The organism is Shewanella maritima, from assembly GCF_043643735.1.
Classification (GTDB): Bacteria; Pseudomonadota; Gammaproteobacteria; order Enterobacterales; family Shewanellaceae; genus Shewanella; species Shewanella maritima_A.
Window position 1 is genome coordinate 42,663 of sequence record NZ_JBHZSM010000007.1, and the last position, 19,332, is coordinate 61,994.

Genomic DNA, 19,332 nt, shown 5'->3' on the forward strand with positions numbered 1-19,332 from the left:
TAAAGTATAGCAGCTGAGGTACAACTTTCTGATGAGAGTAAATTAAAATTCACGATTGATTTTAGCCATGCAAGTGAGCAATACCTGCACTTGTTCAGCTGATAAATCACTGGTTAAGTCTTTCATTAAATCTACATGTAACTGATTATGCTGGCGATGAATGGCTTCACCGTCGCTCGTCAGTTTAACCACAATGGCACGGCGATCATCGGGATGGTCACAACGCTCAATTAACCCAGCATTCACCAGCTTATCTACCTGAACCGTTAATGTGCCTGTGGTAATCGCGAGCTTTTCAGCCAGTTCTTTCATCCTCAATGCACCGTGACAGCCTAATACTTCAATAGTGTGGGTTTGTGCCAAACTGTAGCCAGTCTCTTTGACAACCGACTGTTCCCAAGATGACATTTTGTCGTAAAACTCAGTCAATGAGTGATTAAGCTGTTGAATGTGGTCTAGTGACATAATTAACTTTCTTGTGTTGAGATAGCTGGATGAACTTCCAACGTTAAGTGGCTAATCTTATCAAATTGACTCAATATTTGTTTATATTCTGTCGCCGCTTTCTGATGATTTGACTCTATGATTATCGCCGCGGCGTAATGATGACCGCTGATTTTCCACATATGTAAATCCTTCACTCTAGCGTAAGGCTTAAGGGCAATTTTTATCGCGTCTCTGTAGCTGCCCTCAATATTCTCATCTAACAATACTGGTCCAGTTTGTTGCATTAAGCCATAAGTCCATTTAAGGATCACAATCGCGCCGACAATGCCCATGACCGCATCCAACCAGTTCCAACCGTAAAACTTACCAAACAGTAGCGCGACAATCGCCAGCACTGAAGTTAATGCATCCGCTAAAACATGCATGTAGGCTGCACGCAGATTATGATCATGATGCTGCTCGTGTGAATGGTCACCAGCATGTTCATGAGAGTGGCTATGATCACTAGCGTGAGAATGACCGTGTTCATGGGAATGGCCATGAGAGTGACCATGGGAATGACCATGATCGTGATGATGGTGATGATGGTGATCACCCAATAAAAACATACTTGCGACATTCACGGCCAAGCCAATAAACGCCACCATAATCGCTTCATTAAATTGAATAGTATGTGGGTTCATCAATCGAGATATCGACTCCACAATCATCATCAATGCCACAATCCCCAGCACAATTGCACTGGTGTAACCACCAAGCACACTCACTTTACCTGTCCCAAAGGAATAACGGTCGTTATGGGCATGCTTACGAGCATAGCGATAAGCAAATAAGGTGATACAAAATGCCGCGGCGTGTGTGCCCATATGCCAGCCATCAGCTAGCAGTGCCATTGAGCCGAACATTGTGCCCGCGACAATTTCTACCACCATGGCGGTGACCGTTAATATCAACACGTACCAAGTGCGTCGTTCACCCGTTTGATGTTGAGACGAAAAGTCATGCTGATGTTCAATTGGAAATGCCATTACCTGCCCACTAGTTTGATTATCAAATTATTTGCACTAACTTTATTTTGACTATCAAACAAAATCAACCCAAGTGATGCGATTTTTGTGATCTAATCGTTACATTTATGTAGGACTAGCTATCTAATTTGCATCACTGAATACATTTTCCGCTGACTTCAGGCTTGCAAAAAATCTACGCACAAATTAATATTGCCGCGTCTTTGGGGAGTAACTTGCCACTGCATTATCCAACACAATGGGTCATATAGTGTGTTTGTACGTCAACATAATTGGTGCAAAATCACCATGGCGTATGAGATCTTCTTGCCACATCAGTGACATAGGGTTTAGTGAGACCATAGACAATACACACGAACCGAGGTGGGGAGTGGGGTATTGTCTTGGTTTGAAAAATCCCACCTCTATAAGAATCTAATTGTGAGCGTACTAGCTATTTCTATCACCACTGTCGCACTGGCTGAGATTGGTGACAAAACTCAACTATTGTCTTTGCTGCTTGCCAGCCGTTATCGCAAACCTATTCCAATTATTGCCGCCATCTTCTTAGCGACAATTGCCAACCATGCGCTTGCTGCCTACCTTGGTGTTGTAGTCGCTGACTATTTATCACCGCAAGTACTTAATTGGGTGCTGGTTGTAAGCTTTCTCGCAATGGCTGCTTGGGTGCTAGTACCAGATAAACTCGATGATGATGAACAGATTTCCAATCGAGGTCCTTTTGTCGCCAGTTTCATTGCGTTTTTCATCGCAGAAATCGGCGACAAAACCCAAATCGCCACCTCTATTTTAGGGGCTCAATATGCTGATGCACTTGCCATGGTAGTCATCGGCACCACCATCGGCATGCTATTGGCCAATGTGCCTGTGGTGATTATCGGGAAACTGTCAGCAGATAAATTGCCATTAGCGTTAATCCGTAAAGTGACAGCACTTTTGTTTGTGTTACTGGCTATTGCAGCAGCCATTTACTAGCACCATCATCCAGATGAAATAAAGCTAATAGAAAGAATTTGTTAGCTTTCTTTTCATTATATCCCCAAGCAATATTTGATTTTTTAATCACGAAATTTCGTCTTTTCTTAAGCTTCTTCGTCTTATAAGTAACTTGAAAAAACTAAAGAGATAGACCGCTCATGCTTAAGATTGTCAGCTTTAAAATTTGCCCATTTGTTCAACGTGTCACAGCGGCACTCGCCGCCAGAAATATCGCTTTTGAGGTGAAGTACATTAGCCTCAAAGATAAACCGCAATGGTTCTTGGATATATCACCGAATGGCCAGGTGCCAGTGATGATCACCGAAACTGGCACCGCACTGTTTGAGTCTGATGCCATTGTTGAGTACATCGAAGATGAATATGGCCCATTAGAACTCGATGTTACTAATGAGCAGAGAGCACTAGACCGAGCATGGAGTTACTTGGGCACTAAACATTACTTGAGCCAATGCAGCACCATGCGTAGCAAGGATGAGCAAACCTTTGTTGAACGCTGCGGCAAGTTACATAAAGCGTTTGCTAAAGTTGAGAAACAACTTAACAGCCAAACTCAAACCGGCAAAGGCCACAAGTTCTTTAAATCAGACACCATTTGCAATGTCGATATCGCCTGGCTGCCGCTATTGCACCGTGCACATATCGTTAAACAAGCAACCGGACACAACCTGCTGTGTTGTCTACCCAAAGTGCAGCAATGGCAACAAAACCTACTTGATTCAGGGCTTATAGAACAATCTGTAGCTGATGATTTTGTTGAAAAGTTTACTGATTTTTACCTCAGCAATACCTACATTGCCGACAATGCACCGAGCTGCTCAGATAATTGCGACGAGATGTGCTGTGACATATGCTGCGAACAATGTTGTAGCGATGATTATTGTGTTGACGGTTGCTGCAATGAAGTATGTTGCAAAGAAAATTGTTGCAATGAAGCATGCTGTAAAGATGACTGCTGCAGTGAGAAGGTTAAAGCTAATTGCTGCACAGCTTCAACTTCAACAAAAGGCAGCTGCTGCTAGCAATTAACAATTAACAATTAACAACTACCAACCCGAGCTAGGCGAGCTGCCATCAATATCGATGGATAACACAGCGCGCCTAGATGGTTTTGTATATATTTAAAGCTAGTTAGGCAGTATTAAGCCATAACTTAAACAAGGTTGTAAGAGAGCAAATATGACAGCAAAGATTGAGATAAACATTGAACTGATATGGGCGCAGTACCGTAGCAGCTTGCGCGCTTTTTTGACTAAGAATGTGGCTAACCTTGATGATGTGGATGACTTACTGCAAGAAGTGCTAATCAAAACCTACAACAATCTAGACTCAATTAGAGATACTAAAAAGCTTAAATCCTGGTTATTCCAAATTGCCAACAACACCATCATTGATTTCTATCGCAAGCGAGGCAATCATCCAACAACAGCGCTGACAGAACAACACGATATGGCAGACGAACATGGACTGAGTCAAAACGAAGAGATGTTTGCGCAAATGAGCGACTGCATTACGCCTTTCATTAATGGCTTACCCAAAGATCAAGCCGATTTACTTAGCGCCATAGAAATTGAAGGTGTTGCTCAAAAATCTTACGCTGAATCTCACAATATCAAATATTCGACACTCAAATCTCGAGTGCAAAAAAGCCGCCAATCGTTATACCAGCTGTTCAATCAATGCTGTGAATTCACCTTGGATAATCAAGGTAATTTGGTGGCTTATACCCCTCGAATAAACAGCCAATGTGGGAGCTGCTAGGACATCACACGATCAGCAAATCCAGCAGGGTTTGATAAAATAGCCCGCCCTACAGCAGTAAAATCACACCAGTTATTCGATAATGCCTGTTCAATATATTCTGCTGTCTCAATGCCACCCACGCCAATGACCGGCACGCCTAGTTCAGCTTGATTAATATGCGCAGCTTCATCAATTAAATAACCTTCACCGCGCTTCTCTTTAGGACGATTCCAGCCACCAATACCTGATGATATATTGAGCATGTCCACCCCAGCCTCAATGAGTATACGGCTGGTTTGCAGCATATCTGCTCGGCTTAACCCTTGTGGATAGAAATCTTGTCCAGGAATACGTACCGTCACGCGTAACGACGTTTTCGCTTTTATTTGCGCCACAATTTCACTCACAATACGACTACGATTAACCTGATCGCCGCCATATTGATCATCACGCTGATTGGTTAACGGTGATAAAAACTGATTCAAGCCATAACCATGGGCACAATGTAGCTCAACTAAATCAAAGCCTGCTTGTTGTGCACGCATTGCTGCCGCCACAAAGTCTTGTTGCCATTGTTCAATATCTGCTAACGACATAGTTCTAGGCTGAGGCAGCACTCTGTCATATGCAGGTACGGTTATGCCTGAAGGTCCCATTAAATCAGGAGTCTGATCTAACTGTGCTTTACCGCCACAATGGGTCAATTGCAGTGCGGCCAAGGCGCCCGAGTCATGTATGGTGGTAGCAATCTGCGCCAATCCCGCCACGCATTCATCGATATGTGCACCGAGTTGATGAGATTCACTTCGGCCACTTAGCGACACAAAACTGTATTCCACCATCACTAATGCCGCCTGAGATAACGCCAGTTTTTGATAGTGTGCAACAGTCGTTGCCGTTGCTATACCAGCTAAATCAGCGGTTTGTGAAGCCATGGGCGCCACAACCAAACGGTTAGCAAAGCATAAACCATTGACAATAAGTGGGGTAAAACGATTCATTAAACATCCTTGAGATTTAATTCGATTAACTGAACCAAGCGAATAATCAGATAGCCATTTTCAATACCTGCATAAAATACCTTAATCACCGAGTATTTGGATCAATTGAAGTGTAATCAATTGCAATACCTCAGCTTACTTTCACTGGCTAAACATTACTTTCTACATCAACAGCTGAATTAACCAATAGTGGATTTATCGACTTGACCTGTCTATAACTTTATAGTTTACAGTACACCTAAATCCCATGGAGATTCACCTTTGGACTATCGTATTTCTCAACTAGCAACCGCTGTCGGATTATCACGTACTGCGCTGCTTTATTACGAAAAGCTTGAGTTAATCAAAGGCAAACGTGCCGCCAATGGTTATCGCTTATATAGCGACAAGGATTTACAACGAGTGAGATTAATTCAAAAGCTGCAAGCCGGTGGATTAACACTCAAAGAATGCAAAGCGTGTCTGGAAGCTAAAATTGATAAATCTCTGTTAGCGCAAAGGCTAACTGTGCTGGAGTCAGAAATAGCCCAAAAGCAAAAAGCCAGAGATTTGTTAGCTGCCATGTTAGGTAAAGCAGATATGAAAGCTTGGCACACAAGCATGGATGCCGACGCACCCGATGCGCATTTACAATGGTTAAAGACCCAAGGGTTTGATGAAAAACAAGCCCTACGACTGAAATGGTTATCTAAAGATATGAACGAACACGACAGCTACATGGCAGACTTTATGAAAGTCTTTGAAACACTTGAACGCTGGGGGCCAGGCGATGAATCAGAAACCCTAAAAGCGTTGCAATCGTTACCCATCGCGCCATCACAAATCCTCGAAATTGGCTGCGGCAAAGGGTTAGCAACACAAGTATTGGCGCAACACAGTCAAGCCAATATTACCGCTGTGGATAATGAGCAATCAGCATTGGACAGACTTGCTGAGCGCTTTAGTGAAACGGACTTCGCCAATCGCATCACAGGCGTCAGTGCCAGTATGACTGAACTGCCATTTGCCCCAAAAAGCTTTGATCTCATTTGGGCTGAAGGCAGCGCCTACATTATGGGAGTCACCAATGCATTGGAACAATGGCGGCCACTGTTGAAGCAAGATGGCATGATGATGGTAAGCGACCTAGTATGGCTAGCTGATAAACCACACCCAACCGCAAAAAACTTTTTGCAACAAGAATACCCAGACATGCAAACGGTCGACACCCGCTTACAACAGATTACAGCGGCAGGATACGAAGTTATCAGCCATTTTTCACTCAGCCAGCAAGCATGGCAAAACTACTACATGCCTCTGGGTGAAAGAGCGAAACAACTTCAACAACAGATGCCAGACTCTCAAGCGGTAAAAGATATTACTGCAGAAGTGAAGATTTATGAGCAACACTTGCCAGATTTTGGCTATCAAATGTTTGTGATCCGTAAAGTTGCTAAAGCGTAAACCTTATCGGCATTGCACTCATAAAAACGCCACCTTACTCAATTGACCTGAAATCAACTGAATGAGGTGGCGATTTATTTGTGTTCTATTTTTGCTTACTTCTTTTGTTTGCCACAGCAGAAATTAAACGGCTTTATTTAAGCAATTAATTCGTCGCAGTGCTATTTACCGTTGTTGCGCTATTCACAGTAGCTGCGCTTGGTACAGCAAAACTATCACCGTAGTCTTTATCAAACTCAGCTTCATCCACTTTTACACCTTTCAAGCGCTCAACCACCATGTAATTAACTGGCACTAAAATGAGCGTAATAAAGGTGGCAAAGATAATACCGAAACCAAGCGAGATAGCCATTGGGATCAAGAATTGAGCCTGAGTAGACTGCTCTAATAGCAGCGGCATCAAGCCAATAAAGGTCGTTAAACTGGTTAGCATTACCGGTCTAAATCGTTTAGCGCCTGCAGTAAGCACGGCTTCGACTAACGCCATACCTTCACCGCGCTTTTTGTTAATAAAATCAACCAGCACTAATGAGTCGTTGACCACAACACCAATCAAGGCCAACATCCCTAAAAGACTAAAAATCGTTAAGGGTGAACCCATGAGCCAGTGGCCCATAACTGCACCAATTAAGCCAAATGGGATCACGCTCATTACAATTAATGGCTGAACATACGACTTAAACGGAATTGCCAGCAAGCTGTAAATCATAAAGGCAACAAAGATCAGCCCCCATTGCAACGAACCGAAACTTTCACTTTGCTCCCTCGCCTCACCTTCAAGCGAATGACGCACTCCAGGATACTGCGCAACTAAACCATCTAGATAAGTCTTCAAGTCCGCTTGCAACACAGTCATATTGGTATTGTCTTTTTCAACATCGGCTGTGACATTGAGTACCCGGTAACGATCAATACGTTTAATGGTCGAAGGGCTCTTGCCTGAGGTCATTTTAGCAACATGCCCAAGTGGCACTTGGGTACCTTGGCTTGTTGTAATGAGTACCTGTTCTAAGTCTGACAATGATTGACGTTCATCTAGCGGCAATCTAACCATCACTCGAATATCATCTCGGCCACGCTGAATACGTTGCACCTGAGAACCATAGTAAAAGCTGCGGACCTGATTGGTGACTTCTTCGCGGGTTAATCCCAGTGCTTTACCTTGTTCGGTGAGTTCAATTAATAACTCTTCCTTACCGTTAGATAAACTGTCTGAGATATCGAATACCGTTGGGTAGGTGGCTAATTTCTGTTTCACTTGGTCAGCAATTTCTCGCAGTGTTTCAAGCGAATTCGCACTAAGCTGTACATCAATTGGGTCTGAACTACGGCCAATTTCTGCTCGGTAAGTCACCGATTCAGCACCAGGAATATCGCCCACCATACGACGCCACTCAGTCAATAATTGCCCTGATGTGATGTCAGATTCTCGCTTTTCAGGCGGAATAATTTCAAAACGTACGCCACCCGCATTTGACGTCCCACCTCGACCACCCGTTGTGGCCAAAATATTCATAATGATGCTTTCATTAGTGTCTTCATCAATGTACTTATCTTGTAATATTTTGGCTTTGTCTGAGATGGTTTTAATATGCTGATTAGTCACTTCAAACGGCGTGCCCGCTGGCATAGTTAAATTTAAACGCACCGTTTCACTGGGAATACGCGGGAAGAATGTAAACTGCGTCCATCCCGTCATAATCAATGCACCAATAATCAGCAGCACCCCAGAAAATAAGCTTAACGTAGCAGTTTTGTTCTTTAACGCAACACGTAAAAATGGTTGGTAGAACTTAATAATGGCACGCTCAAACCCGTCAGCAAAATTCTCCTGAAACTTCTCAAGCCTGTTCTGTTTCTGCTTTTCATGGCGCAGTTTGACGTACTTAAGGTGAGCAGGTAATACAAACTTAGACTCAATTAACGAGAACAATAATACGGGGATCACCACGATAGCAATTTGCGCAAAAATGGCGCCGCGATTGCCTTCAATAAATAGCATCGGCAAAAATGCCGTGACTGTCGTTAAAATACCAAAGGTAACTGGGGCTGCCACTTCCTGCGTGCCTTTAATCGCCGCAATTTCGCCATTGGGTGAGGTTTTTAAGTGACTGTAGATATTCTCGCCCGTCACAATGGCATCATCAACAACAATACCTAGCACCAAAATAAAGCCAAACAGACTCATAATGTTTAGCGATACATTGAAAAATGGCATGAATATGAATGCCCCCATAAATGACACAGGGATACCAATAAACACCCAGATAGCAATTGATGGTCGCAAGAATAAGGTCAATAGCAAGAGTACTAAAATGCCCCCTTGCATGGCACTACCGACTAAAGTTGAAATACGGTTTTTGACAATTTCTGAGTCGTCATCCCAGTAACTTAATGTATAGCCTTGTGGCAGTGTCGCTTGGCGAGAATCAATGTAGCCTTTGACTTTATCAGCAACATCAATCGCACTTTGCTGGCCAATTCGGTACACATCAATAAAAGCAGCTTGCTGACCATTAAAGCGGGTACGCACAGGGGTTTCTTCAAAACCATCCACCACATTGGCAATATCAATGAGGCGAATTATGGTGCCGTCAGCCGCGGTTTTAATGGCAATGTTGGCAAATTCATCTTTGTAATAAGCCTGACCTTTCGAACGCAATAAAATGTCGCCACCTTGAGTTTTTAGGTTACCCGCTGAAATATCAGTACTGGATGCATTAATCGCACGGGCAATCTCACTCAACGTCAGGTTATATTGCTGTAACTTATCTTGGGGTACCTCTAAAGTGACTTCGTAATTACGTACACCACTTAAATCCAGTTGTGTCACACCTTCAAGACGCAATAGTTCATCGCGCACAACTTCAGCAAACTCTAGGGTTTCTTTCTCGCTGTATTCACCGGTTACCGTCACAGCGATCACTTCACGCTTACGTTGCGCTAAGGCAATAACAGGCTTTTCGGCATCAGCAGGAAAGGTGTTAATCGAGTCTACGCGACTTTTAATATCAGCCAATAGCTCTCGTGGGTCATAGGCGCTTTCAACTTCAATGCGGACACTTGATGATGACTCTGAAGAATTTGAGGTGATTTTCTTGATCCCTTCAAGATCTTGCACCGCTTCTTCAACGCGAATCGTCACCCCTTGTTCGACATCTTCAGGGGTCGCACCACGCAGTGAGATATTGACCGACACCACCTCAGAATCAACACTTGGAAACACTTCAAGCGGTATGCGAGTTGACAATGAACCTAGGCCGAGCACCAACAAAAACAACATCAATAAGTTGGCAGCGACATGATTTTTAGCAAACCAAGCAATCATTGCATTATCTCCATATCGCCTTTAGGTTTGCCCTTGCCTTCACCTTTTGGGCCTTTGGCCATTTCACGATTAGGGCGGTTGCCTTCTCCTCTAGTGGCTGGCTTTTCTTGCCCAGCAATCGACACAGGGGTACCAGAGCTGACTTGCCCTAGCGAGGTTAATACTAGCTCGTCACCCGCTTTAAGGCCGCCAGCTATCACCGCATCTTGGCTGTTTTGCCAAAGAATACTGACATCTGTGCGCAGTAGCGTGCCATCTTGTACAACATAGACATAACTACCTTGATAAATCGCCTGTGTCGGGATCACAATGGCATCTGATAACACTTTACCTTTGATTTTGGCCGTTAAATACTGACCAATTTTCAGTGGCATCTGTTTATAGTTTTTAGCCGTACTTTGGTAAGTGAAAGGGTCATCGATTTGCGCGACGACATACAGCTGCTGTGAGTTATCATCAATTGCCCCTTCGGTACGGTCTAACAGTCCCTGCCAATGCTGTAAGCCAATCAAATCAGACTCAAATTGCACAGGTGCTACGGCTTTTTTACCTTGCTCAGGTAGTTCAACTAACGCTAAGTCTCTGTTGTTAATGGGTAGGCGAATTTCCACATAATCCGTGGCGTAAATGGTCGCCAACTGTGCATTGGTTGATACAACTCGACCTACATCCACCTCTTTTTGCAAGATACGGCCATCAAATGGCGCCACAATTTTTGTACGCTCTAAGGCAAGTAATGCTTTATCTAATTGTGCTTGATTAGACAACATCGCCGCCTGTGCAGCAGCTAGCTGCGGCTTACGCAACACAAGGTCATTGGGTTGACGGTCATTACCTAAGCGCTTCCAATCAATTAACGCTTGGTCAACCCGCGCTTGTTCTTCTTGTAGACCTTGCTTGGCTTGTAATAAACCTGCTTGGGCTATTTTCACTTCAGCTAAATAATCTCGATCATCGAGCTGCACTAGCACTTCATCTTTTTTGAAAAAGCCACCTTCTCGGAAGTTAGGACTAATTGATAATATTTGTCCTGAGGCTTGAGTCACTAAGCTACTCTGGGTTCTAGGCTTAACGACACCAAAACTGCGCACCTCTACTTGATACTCTTTAGAGGTTAAGGTTTGCGTTTCTACCATCACCTTATTAGCTGGTTTCTTACCACCTCGTTTGGCTTGCGGCGGGTTTGAGGTAATCACAAAAATGATTAACACCACCGATATAACGATAGCGACTGGGATAAGGTATTTTTTATTGATCATTGTTGTTCACCCTGAGTAATCCCCGCATCGAGATCACCACCTAAGGCTAGGTGTAATTGAATACGGTTGGCAATAATTTGGTTTTTTAAATTGATAACTGAAGTTTGCGCCACGAAAGAGCGAGTTTGAGCGTCGAGTACAGTTGTGTAGCTCTCTAACCCACTTTGATATTTTTCAAAAGATAAGGTCTCAGCTTGTAAGGCATTTTCTTGAGACTGTAACGTGGCCTGATATTGCTTTTGTAGGCTTGCATCTAAATCTAGCGCATTCTCAACTTGCTCAAAAGCGCCAAACAATGTGCTTAGATACTGCTGCTCTTGCTGTTTTAATATGAGTTTTTGCTGCTCAGTCTGCGCCTTTAATCGTCCCGCATTAAATATCGGCGAGGTTAGCCCTGCAAACACCGACCAACTACTAAAGTCACCGTCGAATAAGTTATCAAATTCACTTCCGCTAGTCCCTACACTGCCACCTAAACGCAGTGCTGGATAGCGCTGTTTTTGGGTATAAGCGACTGTTGCATCTTGGGAAAGCAGTTTATACCAAGCACTTTGTAGCGAAGGCTTACGTTTAACAAGTTCACTCGGGATCCCCACTTTAATTCCCTGGGGTAATAAAGGTAGTTGGGCATTGACCATTAATTGCCCCGCAGGGTAACCACCTAAGAGTCTTTCAAGGGTGCGAATATCAGCTTGGAGTCGGCTGCGCTGGGCGTAAAGATTGGATTGTTCGTTATAGAATTCGTTTTGAGTTAAATACACATCCAAAGCATTGTTTAGACCTTGTACATAACCCGACTCAATGATTTCAAAGCTGACTTTGGCATTTTCAGTACGACGTTCATAAAGCTTTACCAACTCTTGAGACGTCACCACCTGATAATAAGCATTAATCACATCGGCCACTAAATTATCTCTGGCTTGCTGGTAATCGGCTTCGGCTGTCAATAAATCTAATTTCGTGGCTCTGGCGTTATCAGACAGTTTGCCCCAAATATCTAACTCGTAACTTAAATCTAAGTTTAAGCTGTTAGTGTTTGTGGTAGTGTCATTATTGCCATTTCGCCCACTGGTTAGCCCAGCAGATAACTCAGGCCAAAAGCTAGAATCACTGATCGTAAGTTGCTGCTTTTTCACTTCAACGGCTAAGGCAAGTTGGATTAACTCTTGATTGCGGTTCAAACCAATACTGGCTAACTCCAATAATTGATCAGTCGCGATGGCTTTTACCCAAGGCTGATTCTCTTTCAACGCTTGAGCCGTGGTATACCAAGTTTGTGGCAATTCTGGTGTTACCTGCTTTTCATCTATATATGAGTTACTGGAGCAACCAGCAAATACACATAAAGACACAGCCAACGCCACAGCCTTGAATTGTTTGTTCATTGATATCAATCCCAAAACACTATTATTTTTATGTTAACGATTTTAGTTATTTGCAGTGAAAAATTAAACACTATTAGCTGTACTTTGCACGCCTTTACAAAGTTACTTCATTTAGATAGGTAAGGTATGTACGGTAAATAACACTGATGGGATTAAAACCGAAATACACACTGTAAGCGATTATCGCTTTACACTTTAAAATCAAAAGCTTGTGCGAGATGCGTGATGGTGGGCATTATCATTTAACAAAGGGCAGGCAAAACTTACATAACGAAACACTTTGTAACAATAGTGATTTTGTTGAACAAAATGTAAATCATCGAACCACAGCAACACACTTCCGTGTGCTGCTATGGCATCAATGGTATTTATTGATGCGTCAATACAAAGTCCGTCACGCGACCCGTTTTAAGTAACCACCTTGCTTGATCTTTTGTAAAGCAATCGCGTTTTTCAAAACCACTATAACTGCACACAACACCATTCCAACTGGGTGAGCCAGGTGTATTAGAGCCATAGTCAGCATTGGCTTTCGGCACTGTAGGAGATAGTTTTACATATCCGTACGAGCGACCACTGCTCACTTTCACTAGTACAGCCATTTGCGATGGCAAACGTTGCTGTGCACTCTCTTGAGATTCCCAACGCCATATGCCTCTTACAACGGGTTCACCGCCTAAGCCAGATACATTAAATTTAACTTCTAACTTGTCGATCACCACAGAACCCACTTTCAAGTTATGCTTAGTCAAGCTACCCGATAGCTCATTTCCACCTTCAACATCAGCAATGGTGCTGAGCCAACTCGCACTATTCTCCACAGGCTTAGGCTCTATGACGGTTGGCTTTTTTGGGGGTGATTGCTGATCACGTTTATTACTAGCAACTTGTGTTGAGGTACTACCTCGAGCTGCTGCCTTAGTTGGCGCTGCAGATTGCTTAGTGTTAGCTGGTATCGATGAGTGTGTTTTTGCCACTAATACTGACTGCTGCTCGGCAAGCTGTTGTTGCGCTTGTTGCTGCTGTACAAGCTGTTGCTGTGCCACTTGCCTTCTGACACTGGCTTCCAATTTAGCTTGTTCTAGGGCGCGTTGCTCTTTTTGTAAGAGTTTAGCTCGGCGGATATTGGCCTGAAACTGCGCTTCCATTTTCTGAGTTTCACGGGCCAATTTTGCATTAAGACTATTTAACGCGTTAATGGACATGCTTGCCCATGCATTGGAGTCATCAATATATCCATTCTCATCCACCTTAGCAAAATGGCTCGCTTCTGTTGCTGGCCAGCCGCCCATTGCACGAAATGTCTGTAACCGATCCCAATTCATACCACCAGCTTGGATCAACAAATCCATGCCGTTATTGCCATATTGATTGGTAATATTAATATCTGCGCCAGCCGCAATCATAAGCTTCACATGACTGGTTTCCCCCCAACCAGCAATCGCACTGATCATAGGATAGGAGTAATTGCCTCCCGTACTTTCAATGGCTGGGTCTGCCCCTGCTGCCAAGAGTGTTTTGACCACGTCATATCTCAACTCATCATCCACAGCCATATACAATAAGGTGTCTCCACGATTGGTTTTAGTATCTGCAGATACGCCCATCGCGAGTAACTTACGCATCATTGGCACCTGCTGGTTTTTGGTCGCCTTCACCAACAAAGAGGCTAAGTCTTTGGCATGCTGCGAGTCCTGTTCGTACAGTGGCAGTAATATATCCACAACTTCAGTCCGTTGCGCAGCTGCCGCTGCTGAGATTGGGCTAGCTCCTCGTTGAGTGTGGGCAAAAGGATCTGCACCTAAGGCTAAGAGTCGTGAAACCCCTTGAGTAAAGCCATTTTGAGCTGAAAGATATAAAGGCGTCATCCCGGCATTATTGGCTTGGTTAAAATCAATACCTTGAGCAATAAACTTATTCAGCTGTGCTAAGTTCTGATTTCTCACGGCTAAATGAATGAGGTTTTCGCCCTTGTCATTACTGGTATTATTGACTGTGACTTTGCCATTATCTGCAATATTGGCTAATTCATTTTGGCCATTTAACAAGGCATAGTTATAGATCCAGTTGCGCTGCGAATCAGTGATGTTTTCCCTACTTTGAAATAACTTAACAGCAATAGGCTGTTGCTTGCGCTTAATTGCGTAATAAAGCGCAGTCTCTTCAAACTCGGCATCAGCAAAATCCACAGCGCCATTATCCAGCAGCAACTCAGCTTGTTTTAACTGACCAGCTGATAAAGCTTTTACAATGTGGTTTTGAGGATCCCCCGCTACAAGATGATTAATTTGCGCCCCTTGTTTAAGTAGCATCTTGGTAATCTGCGTGTTGGGTTGTTCCACGGCCTCAGTGAGCAACCAAAAGCTTTCATCTACATAGCCTATTCCCGGTTTGTGCTCAAACAATATGGTTAACAGATCTATAGAAGATTGACTGATGGCAATTTCTTTAAAACTGGTAACGTGTTTTCTTGTCGGCATCAACTCCAGCAACACAGATAACAGCTCAGCGTTCTCCATTCTGATGACATACTTAAACGCTTCATCACGATTGATTTGTTCATCAATTTTTGCCATGTCATCTGTGCTATAAATCCAACGTAAAATGTTTGGCGCATTGTTATCTATTGCCTGAGACACCCACGCTTTCTCGCCTTCCTGAACTTGTCTTAAAGAGGGACTGTCAGATAATAATTGGGAAAATGTTTCTACATCATCTTGTTCAAGTGCTAACGCTAACTTATATTTTGCGGTTTTCTGTTGGTATTCAGGCTGTAAATGCGCAAACATTTGCGCCTCTGTCGGCTCAAGCACCGCCCCTGCATCTAATAGCATTTTCTCGATGGTTTTATTTTTGTTTAGTTGCGCAATTTTCAAAGGAATCGATTCAATATTCGGGTTGGCACCAGCATCTAATAGTAACTGCACAAAGGGCTCTCGCTGCCAATAAACGGCATCGGTTAATGGGTAAAAGGCAGAGAAACTCCCTTCTGTTCCAATTGTACCGTTTACATTGGCGCCGTATTCAATCAGTAGCTTGGCAATGTCATATTGTTGGGATTTAATAGATGAGAATAATGCCCCGTGAGCATTGTTTACGTCGGGGTTATTGTTCGGGTAATTGGGTGATATTCCCATATCTAAGATCAGTTTAACTATTTCTATATTCCACTGACACGCCATATTGAGTGCCGAATATAATTGCTCATTTCTATCTTCTTCAGTCAGGGTTTTATCATTGAGTAACAGTGTGATTTCATGTTTAGTGGCATAAACATCTCTATCTACATTAGCGTTGATCATTGATAGGCTGGTATTCACACACCCTTGCAGCATGAGCCCAAGTACTAGTATTAGCCCTATAAATAAAAACGAACCTTTGTGATTGATTAATCTATCCATTGACCACCTCGCCACAAGAAACAACTTATTAACATACATTTCAATTGTGACTTGTGTAATTGAGGTTATCTTTGATTTAGCACAGCTTTTTCATACTGATTAATGACTAATTTTGGCTGGTTTGCCTCCACTTTTTGAAGCAGCAAATGGATTAAAGTAACTAGGTCTGCTAGGAGAAATAAACCGCCTTGATTAGACCATTGTTCCTGTAGACATATAAAAAAAGCAGCAAGAGAATCTCTTGCTGCTTTAGTGGAATTGCGTTTTTAATGTATTTAATTAGTCAGCAGTATTTTCCACAAAATCGTCATCAAAATTTGTTGGCCAATATTTATAACCTTGGACAGTTGCCTGAGCAGCGGCGCCCATTAAGTTAACTTGGTAGGTTTTCACCCCTTGTAAGTCAACTGACTGGTTAGCTGACACTTGGTCACCTGAACCTTCATATTCTGCACTGGCTTCTGCTTGCGCTTGACCTTCATAGCCAGATTCTTTAAAGCGAACTAATGATTCGTTGTCCATAAAGGCTTGTACGAAAGCCATTTGCTTCCAGCCAATACCCGCTCCGACACCTGCGGTAGCAAAGCGGTAATATGATTCTTTGCCTTTTTCATTCAGTACACAAATACCGCCACCTTGTGATAATGCGAACAAGTAACTGTTGCTACCTGTACAAGTGACATAGGCTACGGCGTTATCAAGATCACGCTGTGCTGTTTTGTGCTGAGAAACAATTTCCTGCAGTGCAAGGTTGGCTTCTTCTCTAGCATGCGCTTTTTTCGCATCAGGGGTTGCACCTGTTGCACAAGCAGTTAAAAGACCAGTCACTAAAGCAAAGCTAAAAATATGTTTAATATTCACGGTATCTCCAAAAATCATTGATTAAGTTAACAACATTGGCCGTCTTTAACCGCTAGCTAATCAAAGTGTTTGTTTGATTATTCACAACAGCTGTCGTTGACAACGAGGCTAGTATCTCTAATTTTAATGAACTAAACTTACCATTTTACGCCAGTACGAAATTTAACCATTACATATTTGCAATAATAAATACAGCAAGGGATACATTTTGGCTAAACAACTACCTACATTCCAAACTCAATATGCCCGAACATTAGTGCAAGTATTTGCCGACAGTGGTTTAAATATACATGAGCTGCTTGAACAATGTGGTTTACCGGCGGATATGTTTACTCAAGACAGTAACTATGTGCCGCCCAAGCCTATCAAACAATTATTGCAGTTGGTATCCGACGAGTTAGGCGCTAAAAAGCTCGCCACATTATTACGCGGGACGTTAAAGCAGCACATCGTTCCTAAGGTATTACCGAGCTTTGCAGAGTGTGCAACGTTAAAAGAAGCATTGCTGCTGGTTAATGAGGTGTTTACCCGTGATACGCCGGGTAGCAAGGTGCACTTTAAACAAGAACACAATCAATATTGGTTTTGCCGCTATCCCATTTTAGGAGAACGTCGCGACTTTCATTTACAGGAAATGTTTATTCTGGTGTACATGGTCGAGCTGATCAGCGCATTGACTGATCAAGAGTGGCAGCCACATAAAATAAAGCTGGTAGGCAAAGAACTGGGGATTTTACCTGAGATATTCCCTGCGCATTGCCAATATTTTATCGAGCAACAATGTACTGCCACGCTTATCAATGATAAAGAGCTTGCATTGCCAATTATACTGGAGCCTTCTATCGCATCATCTGATTCACAAGATAACGAGTGGCATTCCAGTTTTACCGACACTTTGTTTGAACTACTACTGCCGTTTATCCGTGAAAAGAATCTTACTATTGAAGATGTTGCCGAACTGATGGACATGTCTGTACGCAGCTTGCAGCGCAAATTGAAACAAGAGCAAACGTCATTTAGACAATTAAAAGACAGTTTAATGTTTACCGTAGCGTGCGACATGATGGCGCAAGCACATTCAATTACTTATATTGCAAATCAATTAGGTTACGCCGATATATCTCATTTTTCGCGTGCCTTTAAACGCGCTTCAGGGCTCACACCAAAGGCATATCAACGGGGCTTATCAGGTTAATGTTATGCTGCAGCACTAAGGCTTTCACAACACTGAATGCCCTTTGTTTGAGATACGCTAAACGCTCTATTTCGTCCAGAACCTTTAGCGCAGTATAAAGCTTCATCCGCTAAACGCATGGCTGAATTAACACTGTGATCCAACTCAGAGATACCAATGCTGACAATAATCGATAAGTTGGGAGCATCGGCAATAATACGCTTTAAGCGCACCACTACATCAGCAGCTTGAACAAGGTTGGTGCCTGGCATCAATAACGCGAACTCTTCTCCACCTATTCGGCTAATAGAGTCGGAGTCACGTAAGTTTTCCTTAAGTAGTTTTGACAATAAAACTAGCACCTTGTCGCCTTGTTCATGGCCTTGTTGGTCGTTAATTTGTTTAAAATGGTCAATATCAATAATCGCTAAACTAGTATGATAATCTTGCGCGCGCTTAACCTGACTTAACTGTTGTACAATCGCTCTATCAAAACTACGGCGATTACTGCAACCGGTAAGCGGATCGGTTTCCGTTAAGGTTTTAAGGTATAACTCACGACGCTTATATTCCGAGATATCGGTAAAGGTCACCATGTAACCATCTGGTTGAGACAAACTATTATGCAACTGCTTGACTAATACACTCAGCGTTAAGCGCTGACCATTAGCACTCACACAAGCTACCTCACCGCGCCAATGCTCCTGCTTAGCAATTGATTGCGCAATGGCATAAAGTTTATGCTTGAGTATCACAAAAGGTAGACCCGTAATTCGCTTGCCCATCAATTGTGCTTTGTCATAGCCAATAATTGATGAAAGCTTAGCATTCGCTTGTTTAATCGTGAGTTGATTATCAAGACAGGCCACTGCGGTGTCACTATTGAGTATGGCTAATGACAAATTGTATTTGCGGCTAATACATTGATAATGCCTAAGCAACACAACTACAATTGCCGAGGTTAATGCTGCGACAACAGCCGGCATATAATGGAATACCGGCGCTTTTAGTACCCAAAATATTAAGCCGCTCACCAAACCAACACTCAAACTGAACCCAATTAACTGTGTTGTTTTCACATTCGGTATGCTCATACTCAACCCCTATTCATCTTCAAGCAGAGCATACTGCCGCAAAATCAGACTTTAATTTATCATTTTACGCCATTGGTTGAATTTACATCGATCTACTCTGCTTCAATAAAATAAGAAAGTCATTGGCTTTTACAGCCTATTTCTAGATGAATTTCAGTTTTGTTTCGCTTTA

Annotated in this window: 14 protein-coding genes; 5 read left to right on the forward strand and 9 right to left on the reverse strand. The window is 43.0% G+C overall.

Going from position 1 to position 19,332, the window contains the following annotated elements:
• Positions 1-42: 42 nt before the first annotated feature.
• Together ACHUGF_RS09505 and dmeF are read right to left on the reverse strand one after the other, a co-directional pair.
• Positions 43-465 (reverse strand): MarR family winged helix-turn-helix transcriptional regulator, encoded by a 423-nt coding sequence (locus ACHUGF_RS09505; RefSeq protein ID WP_394130703.1) that lies wholly within the window; start codon positions 463-465, stop codon positions 43-45.
• Between the two features lie 2 nt (positions 466-467).
• A complete protein-coding gene (gene dmeF, locus ACHUGF_RS09510) occupies positions 468-1,475 on the reverse strand; it encodes a CDF family Co(II)/Ni(II) efflux transporter DmeF (RefSeq protein WP_394130705.1) in 1,008 nt (335 codons plus the stop codon).
• Between the two features lie 420 nt (positions 1,476-1,895).
• Here dmeF and ACHUGF_RS09515 point away from each other — a divergent pair, with 420 nt between their 5' ends.
• From ACHUGF_RS09515 to sigZ, 3 genes are all read left to right on the forward strand, one after another.
• Positions 1,896-2,450 carry a TMEM165/GDT1 family protein gene (locus ACHUGF_RS09515; protein ID WP_463602289.1) on the forward strand — a complete coding sequence of 185 codons (555 nt, stop codon included), beginning with the start codon at positions 1,896-1,898 and terminating at the stop codon, positions 2,448-2,450.
• A 161-nt stretch (positions 2,451-2,611) separates the two neighbouring features.
• The gene (locus ACHUGF_RS09520; protein ID WP_394130707.1) at positions 2,612-3,493 is read left to right on the forward strand and encodes a glutathione S-transferase family protein; all 882 of its coding nucleotides are present in this window, start codon (positions 2,612-2,614) and stop codon (positions 3,491-3,493) included.
• A gap of 157 nt (positions 3,494-3,650) precedes the next feature.
• Positions 3,651-4,232 carry an RNA polymerase sigma factor SigZ gene (gene sigZ, locus ACHUGF_RS09525; RefSeq protein WP_394130709.1) on the forward strand — a complete coding sequence of 194 codons (582 nt, stop codon included), beginning with the start codon at positions 3,651-3,653 and terminating at the stop codon, positions 4,230-4,232.
• Here the strand turns inward: sigZ and ACHUGF_RS09530 are convergent.
• Positions 4,229-5,215 (reverse strand): NADH:flavin oxidoreductase, encoded by a 987-nt coding sequence (locus ACHUGF_RS09530; protein ID WP_394130711.1) that lies wholly within the window; start codon positions 5,213-5,215, stop codon positions 4,229-4,231. The genes sigZ and ACHUGF_RS09530 overlap by 4 nt on opposite strands.
• A gap of 261 nt (positions 5,216-5,476) precedes the next feature.
• On the opposite strand from ACHUGF_RS09530, the gene ACHUGF_RS09535 reads away from it, so the two are divergent.
• On the forward strand, positions 5,477-6,658 hold the full coding sequence (locus tag ACHUGF_RS09535) for a MerR family transcriptional regulator (RefSeq protein WP_394130712.1): 1,182 nt from the start codon (positions 5,477-5,479) through the stop codon (positions 6,656-6,658).
• A 145-nt stretch (positions 6,659-6,803) separates the two neighbouring features.
• Here the strand turns inward: ACHUGF_RS09535 and ACHUGF_RS09540 are convergent, their stop codons facing one another.
• From ACHUGF_RS09540 to ACHUGF_RS09560, 5 genes are all read right to left on the reverse strand, one after another.
• A complete protein-coding gene (locus ACHUGF_RS09540; RefSeq protein WP_394130713.1) occupies positions 6,804-9,986 on the reverse strand; it encodes an efflux RND transporter permease subunit in 3,183 nt (1,060 codons plus the stop codon).
• Entirely contained in the window at positions 9,983-11,245 is a 1,263-nt protein-coding gene (locus tag ACHUGF_RS09545) for an efflux RND transporter periplasmic adaptor subunit (protein ID WP_394130715.1), read from the reverse strand. Before ACHUGF_RS09545 ends, ACHUGF_RS09540 begins: the two co-directional genes overlap by 4 nt.
• On the reverse strand, positions 11,242-12,630 hold the full coding sequence (locus tag ACHUGF_RS09550) for a TolC family protein (RefSeq protein WP_394130717.1): 1,389 nt from the start codon (positions 12,628-12,630) through the stop codon (positions 11,242-11,244). The genes ACHUGF_RS09545 and ACHUGF_RS09550 overlap by 4 nt, the downstream gene beginning before the upstream one ends.
• A gap of 368 nt (positions 12,631-12,998) precedes the next feature.
• Positions 12,999-16,031, reverse strand: a complete 3,033-nt coding sequence (locus ACHUGF_RS09555) for an ankyrin repeat domain-containing protein (RefSeq protein WP_394130718.1) — start codon at positions 16,029-16,031, stop codon at positions 12,999-13,001.
• 279 nt (positions 16,032-16,310) lie between these two features.
• Positions 16,311-16,910: a lipid-binding SYLF domain-containing protein gene (locus tag ACHUGF_RS09560; protein WP_394130720.1), complete on the reverse strand. Its 600-nt coding sequence runs from the start codon at positions 16,908-16,910 to the stop codon at positions 16,311-16,313.
• Between the two features lie 190 nt (positions 16,911-17,100).
• Here ACHUGF_RS09560 and ACHUGF_RS09565 point away from each other — a divergent pair, with 190 nt between their 5' ends.
• On the forward strand, positions 17,101-18,087 hold the full coding sequence (locus tag ACHUGF_RS09565) for a helix-turn-helix domain-containing protein (protein WP_394130722.1): 987 nt from the start codon (positions 17,101-17,103) through the stop codon (positions 18,085-18,087).
• Between the two features lie 2 nt (positions 18,088-18,089).
• Here ACHUGF_RS09565 and ACHUGF_RS09570 read toward each other — a convergent pair whose 3' ends face one another.
• Entirely contained in the window at positions 18,090-19,160 is a 1,071-nt protein-coding gene (locus ACHUGF_RS09570) for a diguanylate cyclase (RefSeq protein WP_394130723.1), read from the reverse strand.
• Between the last annotated feature and the right edge of the window lie 172 nt (positions 19,161-19,332).

What these genes read in the sequence shown, in the direction of transcription:
- ACHUGF_RS09505 (WP_394130703.1), bottom strand. Translation starts at nt 465, where the DNA reads ATGTCACTAGACCACATTCAACAGCTTAATCACTCATTGACTGAGTTT.
- dmeF (WP_394130705.1), bottom strand. Translation starts at nt 1,475, where the DNA reads ATGGCATTTCCAATTGAACATCAGCATGACTTTTCGTCTCAACATCAA.
- ACHUGF_RS09520 (WP_394130707.1), top strand. Translation starts at nt 2,612, where the DNA reads ATGCTTAAGATTGTCAGCTTTAAAATTTGCCCATTTGTTCAACGTGTC.
- sigZ (WP_394130709.1), top strand. Translation starts at nt 3,651, where the DNA reads ATGACAGCAAAGATTGAGATAAACATTGAACTGATATGGGCGCAGTAC.
- ACHUGF_RS09530 (WP_394130711.1), bottom strand. Translation starts at nt 5,215, where the DNA reads ATGAATCGTTTTACCCCACTTATTGTCAATGGTTTATGCTTTGCTAAC.
- ACHUGF_RS09540 (WP_394130713.1), bottom strand. Translation starts at nt 9,986, where the DNA reads ATGATTGCTTGGTTTGCTAAAAATCATGTCGCTGCCAACTTATTGATG.
- ACHUGF_RS09545 (WP_394130715.1), bottom strand. Translation starts at nt 11,245, where the DNA reads ATGATCAATAAAAAATACCTTATCCCAGTCGCTATCGTTATATCGGTG.
- ACHUGF_RS09550 (WP_394130717.1), bottom strand. Translation starts at nt 12,630, where the DNA reads ATGAACAAACAATTCAAGGCTGTGGCGTTGGCTGTGTCTTTATGTGTA.
- ACHUGF_RS09555 (WP_394130718.1), bottom strand. Translation starts at nt 16,031, where the DNA reads ATGGATAGATTAATCAATCACAAAGGTTCGTTTTTATTTATAGGGCTA.
- ACHUGF_RS09560 (WP_394130720.1), bottom strand. Translation starts at nt 16,910, where the DNA reads ATGATTTTTGGAGATACCGTGAATATTAAACATATTTTTAGCTTTGCT.
- ACHUGF_RS09570 (WP_394130723.1), bottom strand. Translation starts at nt 19,160, where the DNA reads ATGAGCATACCGAATGTGAAAACAACACAGTTAATTGGGTTCAGTTTG.